8 protein-coding genes and 1 pseudogene are annotated in these 12,241 nt (G+C 71.7%); 5 read left to right on the top strand and 4 right to left on the bottom strand.

Going from position 1 to position 12,241, the window contains the following annotated elements; translation table 11 throughout:
- Nucleotides 1-105: 105 nt before the first annotated feature.
- Complete coding sequence (locus tag O7626_RS22020; RefSeq protein WP_278063016.1) at nucleotides 106-861, bottom strand: maleylpyruvate isomerase family mycothiol-dependent enzyme; 756 nt, start codon at nucleotides 859-861, stop codon at nucleotides 106-108.
- Between the two features lie 220 nt (nucleotides 862-1,081).
- Between O7626_RS22020 and rsgA the strand changes: the two genes are divergently transcribed.
- The 5 genes and pseudogenes from rsgA to O7626_RS21995 all read left to right on the top strand — a co-directional run bounded on the left by rsgA (nucleotide 1,082) and on the right by O7626_RS21995 (nucleotide 9,327).
- Complete coding sequence (gene rsgA / locus O7626_RS22015; protein WP_278063015.1) at nucleotides 1,082-2,152, top strand: ribosome small subunit-dependent GTPase A; 1,071 nt, start codon at nucleotides 1,082-1,084, stop codon at nucleotides 2,150-2,152.
- A 163-nt stretch (nucleotides 2,153-2,315) separates the two neighbouring features.
- Nucleotides 2,316-5,213: pseudogene (gene uvrA, locus O7626_RS22010) on the top strand (excinuclease ABC subunit UvrA); the annotation flags it as partial.
- A gap of 337 nt (nucleotides 5,214-5,550) precedes the next feature.
- A complete protein-coding gene (locus tag O7626_RS22005; RefSeq protein WP_278063014.1) occupies nucleotides 5,551-6,036 on the top strand; it encodes a Rieske (2Fe-2S) protein in 486 nt (161 codons plus the stop codon).
- Between the two features lie 122 nt (nucleotides 6,037-6,158).
- Nucleotides 6,159-8,093: an excinuclease ABC subunit UvrC gene (gene uvrC / locus O7626_RS22000; RefSeq protein ID WP_278063013.1), complete on the top strand. Its 1,935-nt coding sequence runs from the start codon at nucleotides 6,159-6,161 to the stop codon at nucleotides 8,091-8,093.
- Between the two features lie 511 nt (nucleotides 8,094-8,604).
- The gene (locus O7626_RS21995) at nucleotides 8,605-9,327 is read left to right on the top strand and encodes a hypothetical protein (RefSeq protein WP_278061562.1); all 723 of its coding nucleotides are present in this window, start codon (nucleotides 8,605-8,607) and stop codon (nucleotides 9,325-9,327) included.
- Between the two features lie 4 nt (nucleotides 9,328-9,331).
- Here the strand turns inward: O7626_RS21995 and O7626_RS21990 are convergent, their stop codons facing one another.
- From O7626_RS21990 to O7626_RS21980, 3 genes are all read right to left on the bottom strand, one after another.
- Nucleotides 9,332-10,057 carry a hypothetical protein gene (locus O7626_RS21990; protein ID WP_278063012.1) on the bottom strand — a complete coding sequence of 242 codons (726 nt, stop codon included), beginning with the start codon at nucleotides 10,055-10,057 and terminating at the stop codon, nucleotides 9,332-9,334.
- Nucleotides 10,058-10,118: 61 nt separating this feature from the next.
- Nucleotides 10,119-11,417 (bottom strand): MFS transporter, encoded by a 1,299-nt coding sequence (locus O7626_RS21985; RefSeq protein ID WP_278063011.1) that lies wholly within the window; start codon nucleotides 11,415-11,417, stop codon nucleotides 10,119-10,121.
- Nucleotides 11,414-12,016, bottom strand: coding sequence for a helix-turn-helix domain-containing protein (locus tag O7626_RS21980; RefSeq protein WP_278063010.1), 603 nt, complete (start codon nucleotides 12,014-12,016; stop codon nucleotides 11,414-11,416). The genes O7626_RS21985 and O7626_RS21980 overlap by 4 nt, the downstream gene beginning before the upstream one ends.
- Nucleotides 12,017-12,241 lie beyond the last annotated feature (225 nt).

Genomic DNA, 12,241 nt, shown 5'->3' with positions numbered 1-12,241 from the left:
GGCGGATCAGGGTCGGGCGGGTCGGGTCGTTCCCGTCGAGAGGCGGGGCCGAACCAGAGGTCGGGTCGTCCCGTCGAGGGCCGGGTGCCTGGGGGTCCGGCGGGTTCAGATCCAGGGCGGAGGTGCCGGCAGCGGCCCGGCGGGCGTGACGACCAGGCCGTCGCCGCCGCTCCGGCCGGTCAGCCAGCCCGCCAGCTCGTGCGCCGGGCCGGCGACGGTGCGCAGTTCCGGGCCGCCGTCCGCCGTCGGCACGCCGACCGGCCCGCCCCGGCCGCTGTGCACGGTCAGCGGTTGCCCGGTCTCCGCCGGCACCAGCACCAGGGCGGGTGGGTCGTCCCGGTGGGCCAGGTCGTGCACCACCTCGTGCAGCAGCCGCTGGCCGAACGCGTCCGGCCAGTCGGCGGTCCGGTAACCGGCGTCGAGGTCGACGTGGTGCACCTCCACCTCGCGCAGCCGGGCCCAGACCAGGGTGGCGGCCGGGCGGAGCCCACGAATCGAGCGGACCTGGGCGGCCCACGCCGGTGCCGGCAGCTCACCGGCCGCCTCGGCGAAGCGCCGGGCGCTGTCCCGCAGGTCGGCGAGCTGGGTGCCGACCGGCCGGGCCGAGCCGGCCGCGATGTCCGCGTTCCGGGCGGCCGGGCTCGGGTACTGCGGGACGTCCTCCCCGGTACGCGCCGAGGTCAGCAGGTTGACCAGGCTGTCGGCGCTGCGGGCGAGATGGCTGAGCACGTGGCCCCGGGTCCAGCCGGGGAGCAGGGACGGTTCGCCGGTCGCCGCGTCGTCGAGCCTGTCGACGGTCCGCAACAGCCGCTCGGTCGCCCGGTCCACCTCGGGCAGCAGCGCGAGTGGGTCGAGTGTCACGACTCACGACGATAGCGGTCGCCGGTCGGCGGGGCCGGGACGCCTTCCGCCGGGAGTGGCGGAGCCGGAATTGGCTTTCGGTCCGGCCGGACCAGACCTACCGTTCGAGGGCACACCCGTGAGCGTGAGGAGGTGGGAGGCATGCGGACGACGTGCGCGTTGTCACCGTTTCCACTTCTGGATTCGACTGCTGAATCCACCTCTGACGACAAGGGTTGAGATGACCTTCGATCTGGCGTCCCTCGGTTGGGACGCGACACTGGCCGCGGCGTACCCCGAACGCGGCGACGACCTCCGACCCGGCCGGGTGGTCCGGGCCGACCGGGGAATCTGCACGGTGCTCTGCGCGAGCGGGCCGCTGCGGGCCAGTCTCGGCGGCGGCCTGCTGGTCGCGGCGGCCCGGGACGCGGCCAACCTGCCGTGTGCCGGTGACTGGGTGCTGGTCCGGCACTGGCCGGACCGGCGGCTGACGGTGCAGGCGGTGCTGCCCCGGCGTACCGCGATCGTGCGGCGGACCGCCGACAAGGACTCGACCGGTCAGGTGCTGGCGGCCAACGCGGACGGCGTGGCGGTGGTCGAGCCACTGCACCCGTCGCCGGACGTGGCCCGGATCGAGCGGCTGCTCGCGCTGGCCTGGGAGTCCGGCGCCACCCCACTGCTGGTGCTCACCAAGTGCGACCTGGTCGCCGACCCGGCGGCGATGGCCGACCAGCTCGGCCGGGCGGCCCCGGGCGTGGCGGTGCTGCCGGTAAGCGCACAGCGCGGCACCGGGTTGGCCGAGCTGCGCCCGTGGGTGGCGCCCGGCCGTACGCTGGCGCTGCTCGGGCCCTCCGGCGCCGGCAAGTCGACACTGGTGAACGCCCTGGCCGGGGCGACCGTGATGACGACACAGGGGGTACGCGGGGTGGACGGTAAGGGCCGGCACACCACCACGCACCGGCAACTCATCCCGATTTCGGGCGGGGGAGCGGTGCTGGACACCCCGGGGGTGCGGGCGGTGGGTCTGCTGGACGCGGCGGCCGGGCTGGACCGGGCCTTCGCCGATGTGGCGGAACTCGTCGCGGCCTGCCGGTTCGCTGACTGCGCGCACCGGGGCGAGCCGGGGTGCGTGGTGCAGATCGCGCTGGAGAGCGGCGAGCTGAGCCCGCGGCGCTGGGAGAGTTGGCAGAAGCTCCAGCGCGAGGTGGCGTACGAGACACGCCGACGGGACGCGCGGCTGGCCGCCGAGGAGCGGTACAAATGGAAGCGGATTCGCAAGGAGCAGCGGAGTCGGGGTCGTCCGGGGCGGTGAGTCAGGGCTCGGTCGCGGTCGGTCGATGGCGGTGCCGCGGCTGAGCTGCGGGAATTTGACGGCGCGGGAAACTGTCGTACCCCGGGGCTAGAGTTGCCGAGGCGCTTCTCTGCGCCAGCAAATCGGACAGAACATACTTTTCCTCCCCGGGAGTGCGCGGACAGTGGCCGACCGACTGATCATCCGTGGCGCGCGTGAACACAACCTGCGCGACGTCAACCTCGACCTGCCGCGCGACGCCATGATCGTCTTTACCGGGCTCTCCGGTTCCGGAAAGTCCAGCCTGGCCTTCGACACCATCTTCGCCGAGGGCCAGCGGCGTTACGTCGAGTCGCTGTCGTCGTACGCCCGGCAGTTCCTCGGCCAGATGGACAAGCCGGACGTCGACTTCATCGAGGGGCTCAGCCCGGCCGTCTCGATCGACCAGAAGTCGACCTCGCGCAACCCGCGCTCGACGGTCGGCACCATCACCGAGGTCTACGACTACCTCCGGCTGCTCTTCGCCCGGGTCGGCGAGCCGCACTGCCCGGTCTGCGGCCAGAAGATCTCCAAGCAGAGCCCGCAGCAGATCGTCGACCGGGTGCTGGCGATGGAGGAGGGCACCCGGTTCATGGTGCTCGCCCCGGTGATCCGCGGCCGCAAGGGCGAGTACGTCGACCTCTTCGCCGAACTCCAGGCCAAGGGATACGCCCGGGCCCGGGTCGACGGGGTGGTCCACCCGCTGACCGAGCCGCCGAAGCTGAAGAAGCAGGAGAAGCACACCATCGAGGTGGTGGTGGACCGGCTCACCGTCAAGGCGGGCGCCAAGCAGCGGCTCACCGACTCGGTGGAGTCCGCGCTCGGGCTCTCCGGCGGGCTGGTGCTGCTCGACTTCGTCGACCTGCCGGAGGACGACCCGGCCCGGGAGCGGCGCTACTCCGAGCACCTGGCCTGCCCCAACGACCACCCGCTGGCGATCGAGGACCTCGAACCCCGGGTCTTCTCCTTCAACGCACCGTACGGCGCCTGCCCGGAGTGCACCGGGCTGGGCACCAAGAAGGAGGTCGACGCCGAACTCGTCGTGCCCGACCCGGAGCGGACGCTGCGCGAGGGTGCCGTCGCGCCGTGGGCCGGCGGGCAGACCCAGGAATACTTCCTCCGGCTGCTGGAGGCGCTGGGCGAGGCCGAGCACTTCGACCTGGACACCCCGTGGCGGGCGCTGCCGTCCCGGGCGCAGAAGACCGTCCTGCACGGCTCCGGCGACCAGGTGCACGTGCGCTACCGCAACAAGTACGGCCGCGAGCGCTCCTACTACACCGGCTTCGAGGGCGTGGTGCAGTGGATCGAGCGGCGGCACAACGACACCGAGTCGGACTGGTCCCGGGACAAGTACGAGGGGTACATGCGGGACGTGCCCTGCCCGGTCTGCCGGGGCAGCCGGCTCAAGCCGGAGGTGCTGGCGGTCACCCTGGGCGGCCGGAACATCGCCGAGGTCTGCGCGCTCTCGGTCGGCGAGTGCGCCGAACTGCTCGGCGGGATGACCCTGACCGACCGGCAGAAGATGATCGCCGAGCGGGTGCTCAAGGAGATCAACGCCCGGCTCCGCTTCCTGGTCGACGTCGGCCTGGACTACCTCTCGCTGGACCGGCCGGCCGGCACCCTCTCCGGCGGCGAGGCGCAGCGGATCCGGCTCGCCACCCAGATCGGCTCCGGCCTGGTCGGGGTCCTCTACGTGCTGGACGAGCCGTCGATCGGGCTGCACCAGCGGGACAACCACCGGCTGATCGAGACGCTGGTCCGGCTCAAGGGGCTGGGCAACACGCTGATCGTGGTGGAGCACGACGAGGACACCATCCGGACGGCGGACTGGATCGTCGACATCGGGCCGGGGGCCGGTGAGCACGGCGGCAAGATCGTGCACAGCGGTTCGGTGCCGGAGCTGCTGGCCAACACCGAGTCGGTGACCGGGGCGTACCTCTCCGGCCGCCGGTCGATTCCGACCCCGAAGGGGCGCCGGCCGCAGACGCCGGGGCGGGAGCTGGTGGTGCAGGGCGCCCGCGAGCACAACCTGCGCAACCTCACCGTCCCGTTCCCGCTCGGGCAGTTCATCGCGGTCACCGGGGTCAGCGGCTCCGGCAAGTCGACACTTGTCAACGACATCCTCTACGCCGTACTGGCCAACCAGATCAACGGGGCCCGGCTGGTGCCGGGACGGCACACCCGGATCATCGGCATCGACAACGTCGACAAGGTGGTCGGGGTGGACCAGTCGCCGATCGGGCGGACCCCGAGGTCGAACCCGGCGACGTACACCGGGGTCTGGGACCACGTCCGCAAGCTCTTCGCCGAGACCACCGAGGCGAAGGTCCGGGGGTACGGGCCGGGCCGGTTCTCCTTCAACGTCAAGGGCGGCCGGTGCGAGGCGTGCAGCGGTGACGGCACGATCAAGATCGAGATGAACTTCCTACCGGACGTCTACGTGCCGTGCGAGGTCTGCAAGGGTGCCCGCTACAACCGGGAGACCCTGGAGGTGCACTACAAGGGGCGGACGGTCTCCGACATCCTGGAGATGCCGATCGAGGAGGCGGCCGAGTTCTTCTCGGCGATCCCGGCCATTCACCGGCACCTGAAGACCCTTGTCGACGTCGGCCTCGGCTACGTCCGGCTCGGCCAGCCGGCGCCGACCCTCTCCGGTGGCGAGGCGCAGCGGGTCAAGCTCGCCTCCGAGTTGCAGAAGCGCTCCACCGGCCGGACGGTGTACGTGCTCGACGAGCCGACCACCGGGCTGCACTTCGAGGACATCCGCAAGCTGCTCGGGGTGCTGGACAGCCTGGTCGACAAGGGCAACACGGTGATCGTCATCGAGCACAACCTCGACGTGATCAAGACCGCCGACTGGCTCGTCGACATGGGTCCGGAGGGCGGGCACCGGGGTGGCACGGTGCTGGCCGCCGGCACCCCGGAAGAGCTGGCGGAGGTGCCGGAGAGCCACACCGGCCAGTACCTCCGGCCGGTGCTCGGGCTGACCGGGCCGCCCCGGGGCGCGAGCGCGGCGACCGTCCGGGCCGCCAGGGCCAACGGCACCGCCACGAACACCGGCACCACCAGGGAGAACGGCGGTCCGACCGGAGCAGCCGACGGTACCGCGAAGGCCGGCAACGGCCGGTCCGGCGGCGGTACCGTGAAGGGCGCCGCCGCCCGCGCGGGCAGGACCGCGAAGGCCCCGGCTGCGAAGAGCACGGCGGCGGCGAAGAGTACGACGGCCGGGAAGAGCGCGGCTGCGAAGAGTGCGGCGGCGGGCGGGCGGCGTACCGGAAAGTCCTGACCCCGGTCCCGGTTGAACCGGTTGGTGGATATATCCGTGTCTTCGGACGTGGCCGCGGACGACCAGGGCGCGGCGCCGAAGAGGAAGGCTAGGCATGAGTGACGAACTGACCGGGCCGGGCACGCAGACCCGCCGGGCGCTGTTGGCGGGTGCGGGTGCGGTGGGCGTGTCGGTGGTGCTGGCCGCCTGCGGCACCGGCGACGACGACGCCCTCGACGGCACCGGAAGCAGCCCGTCCGGCGGCGCTCCGGCCCCCAGCGGTTCGGCGAGCGCTCCGGCCGAGGGCGGCGCCGCCGCCCCGCTGGCCAAGAAGAGCGAGATCCCGGTCGGCGGCGGCAAGATCTTCGCCGACCAGCAGGTCGTGGTCACCCAGCCGACCGAGGGCGAGTTCAAGGCCTTCAGCTCGATCTGCACCCACCAGCAGTGCCCGGTGACCGGGGTCGACGGGGGCACGATCAACTGTAGTTGCCACTTCAGCAAGTTCTCCGTGGCGGACGGTTCGCCCAAGGGCGGCCCGGCCAACAAGCCGCTGCCGGAGAAGAAGGTCACCGTCGACGGGGACAACATCGTGCTGGCCTGATCCTCCCCGGAACGCCCGGTGCTGCGGTGCGGCTCTCCGCCTCCGCAGCGCCGGGCGTCGTCGTCCTCGCCGGTGCCGCAGCGCGCCGGGTGTTGTCCCAGCCGGGGTTTAGGCTTGGCGCCGTGCCCGATCCCGCTACCTATCGCCCGGCACCGGGCACGATCCCCGACCTGCCCGGGGTCTACCGATTCCGCGACCCGAGCGGCCGGGTGATCTACGTCGGCAAGGCGAAGAGCCTGCGCAGCCGGCTCAACTCCTACTTCGGCGACCTGTGGAACCTGCACCAGCGCACCCAGCAGATGGTCAGCACCGCCGGCAGCGTGGACTGGGTCACCGTCGGCACCGAGGTCGAGGCGCTGCAACTCGAGTATCTCTGGATCAAGCAGTACGACCCCCGGTTCAACGTGCGGTACCGGGACGACAAGTCGTACCCCTATCTCGCCGTCACCCTCGACGAGGAGTTCCCCCGGCTCCAGGTGATGCGGGGCGCCAAGCGCAAGGGGGTGCGCTACTTCGGGCCGTACTCGCACGCCTGGGCGATCCGCGAGACGCTCGACCTGCTGCTCCGGGTCTTCCCGGCCCGGACCTGCTCGGCCGGGGTCTTCCGGCGGCAGGCCCAGATCGGCCGGCCCTGCCTGCTCGGCGACATCGGCAAGTGCTCGGCGCCCTGCGTCGGCCGGACCTCGGCGCAGGAGCACCGCGGCATCGTCGACGAGTTCTGCGACTTCATGGCTGGCCGCACCGACCAGATGGTCCGCCGGCTGGAACGCGAGATGGGCGAGGCCAGCGCCGCGCTGGAGTTCGAGCGGGCCGCCCGGCTGCGCGACGACGTCGTGGCGCTGCGCCGGGCGATGGAGAAGCAGACAGTGGTCTTCGGCGACGGCACCGACGCCGACGTGGTGGCCTTCGCCGAGGACCCGCTGGAGGCGGCAGTCCAGGTCTTCCACGTCCGGGACGGCCGGGTACGCGGCCAGCGCGGCTGGGTGGTGGAGAAGGTCGAGGACCTGACCACCGGGGATCTCGTGCACCACTTCTGCTCCCAGGTCTACGGGGAGGCAGAGGGGGAGGGCGACGTCCCCCGCGAGCTGCTGGTGCCCGCGCTGCCGGCGGACGTCGACGCGCTTGCCGAGTGGCTGTCGGCGCGCCGGGGCAGCAAGGTGGCCCTGCGGGTGCCGCAGCGCGGCGACAAGAAGGCACTGCTGGAGACGGTGGCCCGGAACGCCGCCGAGGCGCTGACCCGGCACAAGCTGCGCCGGGCCGGTGACCTGACCACCCGCAGCGAGGCGCTGGACGAGATCACCGAGGCGCTCGGGCTGCGCAGCGCGCCGCTGCGCATCGAGTGCTACGACGTGTCGCAGATCCAGGGCACCGACGTGGTGGCCAGCATGGTCGTCTTCGAGGACGGGCTGGCGCGCAAGAGTGAATACCGGCGGTTCGTGGTGCGCGGTGCCACCGACGACCTGTCGGCGCTGACCGAGGTGCTGCGGCGGCGGTTCGCCCGCTACCTCCAGGCCAGGGGCGAGACCGGCGAGATCGGCGACGAGATGGCGTCCGATCCGGACCGGCCGGGCATCGACCCGACCACCGGTCGGCCGCGCAAGTTCGCGTACCCGCCGCAGTTGGTGGTGGTGGACGGCGGGCAGCCGCAGGTCGCGGCGGCGGCCGAGGTCTTCGCCGAGCTGGGCCTGGACGACATCGCGCTCTGCGGGCTGGCCAAGCGGCTGGAGGAGGTGTGGCTGCCCGGCGACGAGTTCCCGGTCGTCCTGCCCCGCACCTCCGAGGGGCTCTATCTGCTGCAACGGGTCCGGGACGAGGCGCACCGGTTCGCCATCACGTTCCACCGGCAACGCCGTTCCAAGCGGATGACCGTCTCGGGCCTCGACCAGGTTCCCGGCCTCGGCGAGGTACGCCGCAAGGCGCTGCTGCGGCACTTCGGCTCGATGAAGCGGCTGTCGGCGGCGACGGTGGACGAGATCGCCGAGGTGCCGGGGGTGGGCCGGCGCACCGCCGAGGCGATCGTGGCGGCGCTGAACCCGGGGAGTACTCCCCAGGCGTGACGAGCACTCCCCGGTCCTGCCGGCGCGGGGCACGTGGGGCCGCTTCCTTGCCGCTGGGGGATACCTCGCGTGCGGACTGTCGAGCTGGGTGCATGGACGGGGCGCGACATTTCGGGCGTTGTCGCGGGGTGGTGGGCGCACGGGCGGGGCAGCTCGACAGTCTCCGTCCGGGGTGCCGTCTGGCCGCGCGTTGACCGCGACGAAACGGGTCGGATGTCCGGTTCGGGTTCGTGATCGAGTCGGTCCGGCGGAATGTTGGCGGGGGGTCGGTCGTTACATTACGCGTACGGCCGAGTAGTACCGCCCGTGACCTGGGCAGATAGCTGGGCTGGCGGGAATGATCCCGGCCCCCCGGTCGTTACATACGGTGTTCGGCTGAGTGCGGACCGCGCCGTGTCCCCCGCGGGTGCTGGTAACCCGGCCGAGCCAAGTCTTGAGTTCTGTTTTTCCGATGGCGCCTGCCGTCCCCCCTTTGGCGGGTGTCTCATCCCCGATTGGAAGGACGACCATCATGAACACGATGCTGTTCAGCCGGTGGCTTCCGGCCGTCGAGAAGACGTCGATCGTTCGTAAGGGTGCCCTCGGTGTTGCTGGTCTGGCGTTCGTCGGTGGCGCTGTTGCCGGCCCGGCCGTGGCCGCGCAGGCCAGCCCGGAGCATGTGGGTTCGCCGGTGTCGCAGTCGGTACTGGCCGACAAGGACCACAAGAACGACAAGGACCACAAGGGCGACAAGGGTGACAAGAAGAGCGACAAGGGTGACAGGAAGAAGGATCGTAAGGGTAAGCCGTCGCGGGACCGCCTCGTGCCGCATGGTGTGTCCGGTGAGCAGTCGCGGATTCCGCTGTCGGCCGAGCAGGCTGACAACGTGCGGGCGATTGTCAAGGCGACGAAGAAGGCGGGGATGGACGAGCGTGCCGCGGTGATCGCGGTGGGTACCTCGCTGCAGGAGTCGAAGTTGGAGAACCTGGGTCATCTGGGTGACCGCAACGACCATGACTCGCAGGGGCTGTTCCAGCAGCGTCCGTCGTCGGGTTGGGGTTCGGTGGAGCAGATCACCGATCCGGAGTATGCGACGACCGCGTTCCTGAAGGGTCTGGCGCAGGTTGATGGTTGGCGGGATCTGCCGTTGACCGTGGCGGCGCAGAAGGTACAGGTGTCGGCCTTCCCGCAGGCGTACGCGCAGTGGGAGGACCAGGCAGCCGACCTCGTCGCCGAAGCCTGGAACAACAGCTAACCAGCTACCGAGAACCACCCGCTGGCCGGGTCCCCACCACAGGGGACCCGGCCAGCGGCGTACCCGGATCGGCTTCCACCCCGACTGGCGCCGCCGGCTCCGGGCCTGCCGGCTCGGTGGATCGCTGGCCCGCTGCTGACCGGGCTCGCCGCAACCGGTGCCGGTATTCGGTCGCCAGCAACTCCAGCGCCTGGTAGATCTCCCCGCCAGCCAGGGCCCGTCGGTCCTGCACGTAGCCCCGGCACAGTTCGAAACACCGGGTCATGGTGCCGCCGCGCAGATTCAGTAGCAGTGGCACGTCCACCAGGCCGCGTACGGCGAGCACCGCCAGGAACTCGTAGTAGTCGAGCAGCGGGAGTACGTGCTGTTCGTCGTCGTCGGTCAGGTCGGCGCCGACCGGCTGGTGGGCGCTGATCCGGCGGGCCATCCAGACGTCCGCCTGGCTGAGCGTCTCCGCGCTCTGGAAGGCGGTGATCAGGCCGACCGTGTACTGCCGGCGCTGCGACTGCCGCTGCTGCAACACGGTCATCGCGCCGAAGACCACTGCGACCAGGATCGAGGCCGCGGTCTCGTTGATCTCGCTGTTGGTACTCAGGAACGTGAAGCCGGCCATCACCAGGGCGGCGAGCGCGACGGCCTGCACCACCAGCCGGATCGGTCGGCGGGCCAGCCGCCAGCGCATCTGCACCCGGCGTAGTGCGGCGGTCAGCCGCTCAGCGGCATCGCTCATCCCCGGCTCCCATCGCACGGCAACTCGGACGGTGCGTCTGGGCGCAGGGTATCGACCGCTGTCACCCGGCGGCGGAGTGGTCCGGCTCGGGCAGTTCGCGCAGCTTCGGGATCGTGGTGGGCAGTATCCAGAGCAGTCCGGCGACCGCGCCGACGGTGGCGATCCAGAGCGTCGGGCGTACCCCGATGGCCGCGCCCAGGGTGCCGCCCAGCACCGCGCCGATCGGCCGGATGCCGTAGTTGACGGTCCGCTTCGCCCCGGTGACCCGGGCCAGCAGCCGCTCCGGGGTGGCCGCGACCTGTAGCGAGCCGACGGTGATGTCCATCATCATCACGCCGAGCCCGGCGAGGAACTCGGCGGCGAAGAGCGCGCCCAGCACCACCGGGGTCGGACCGCCGGCCAGCGGCACCAGCACCAGCGGAGCCGGGAAGAGCACGAAGCTGGCCAGCGCGGCCGGGCCGATGCCGAACCGGCGGACGAGCCGGCCGGTGACCGCCGCGCCGAGCAGCGCGCCGATCGAGCCGACCCCGATGACGAGCCCGAGCAGCCCGGGGGAGAGCCCCAGTTGGGTGCTGACGTAGAGCACGAAGAGCGCGTGGAACATGTAGTTGAAGAGGTTCAGCGTGGTGGTGCCGAGCAGCAGCGAGCGCAGGATCTGCGAGCGGGCCACGAAGCGCAGGCCGTGCCCGATGCCGAGACCGGTGCCGCCGTCGGGTGCCGGCTCCGCCGGTCGGGTCGGCCGGATCCGGGCCAGGAAGAGCGCGGAGACCAGGTACGACAGTGCGTCGGCGAGCAGCGCCACCGGCGCGGTGAGGGTCTGCACCAGGATGCCGCCGGCGCTCGGCCCGGCGACGAACGACATCGCCCGGCTGCCGTTGGTGAGCGCGTTCGCGTCGACGTAGTCCCGGCGCGGCACCAGCGTGACGAAGAGGGCGCTGTGCGCCACCTCGAAGAGCACCGCCAGGGTGCCGGTCAGGAAGGCCACCGCGTAGAGCTGGTGCAGCGAGAGGACGCCGAGCAGGTACGCCAGTGGCACGGCGCCGACGAGTACCGCCCGGCCGAGGTCGGCCAGCACCATCACCCGGCGCTTGTGCGGGTAGCGGTCCACCCAGGCGCCGAGGAGCAGTGAGAAGAGCAGGTTCGGGAGAAGTGCGGCGGCGGTGAGGTAGCCCATCTCGGCCGGGCCGGCGTCGGTGCCGAGCACCGCCAGCAGGGGCAGGGCGAGCGCGGAGATCTGGTCGCCGAAGAGCGAGACGGTCTGCGCCGACCAGTACCGCCGGAACTGGGCCTGGCGCAGCAGCGCCGGCACCCCGCGCCGCTGGCGTCCGACCGCCGGTGGCGGGGTCAGGGTGCCGGTCATCGTCCCGGCTCCCCGGCCGGCGGGTCCGCCGGTGGCGGTGGCTCGGTGGGGATCAGCAGTTGGACGAGGTTGACCGCGCGGGACCCGGCGGGTCGGCTGGTCGGGTCGGTCTGGCGTTCGTCGTACTCGGCGAGCAGGGCTTCGATCCGGCGGCTCAGCTCGGCCAGTTCCGCCGGGGTGACGTGCACCAGCGCGTCGCCGAAGCCGAGCACCGCCCGCCAGTCCGCCGGCTCGTAGGCCCGCTGGGCCAGGTGGGCCCGGGCCCGGGCGACGTAGTGGTCGAGGATCGCCGCGTTGAGCTGGTTGGCCGCCGCCCGGGTCTCCGGGTCGTCGGAGAGGTCGTCCCAGGAGGTGCTGAGGGCGGTCGCCTGCCAGGGCCGCTCCCGGGCGTCGGCGGCGTCGGCCCGCTCGGCGAGGCCGTACTTGGCGAGCTGGCGCAGGTGGTAGGAGCAGTTCGGCACGCTCTCGTCGAGCCGCTCGGCGGCCTGGGTCGCGGTCAACGGCCCCTCCCGGCGGAGCAGCCCGAGCAGGGCCATCCGGAGCGGGTGCGCGTACCCCCGCAGGGCCAGCGGGTCGGTGAGTTTGATCTCGGGGCGCATATTCTAAAGATAGCTCTAGAAAGATTTCTTTAGCAAATGCCCGACGCCGGGTTACCCGGACCGCCGCCCGGCGAGATCCAGACGGCCGGGTAGATTACGTCTCCAACCTCGCCGGCCGGTCGACCCTCGCCGAACCCGCATCCGCGCGGCGTACCGTCGGTCCGGCAGGCGGGTACGGCTGGGGGGTGGAAGGTGAGCGAGACTCGGTTGGCGGCCGACGCGTCG

It is taken from the genome of Micromonospora sp. WMMD1102, assembly GCF_029626265.1.
Taxonomy (GTDB): Bacteria; Actinomycetota; Actinomycetes; order Mycobacteriales; family Micromonosporaceae; genus Plantactinospora.
This window is presented reverse-complemented; position numbering and strand designations above follow the sequence as displayed.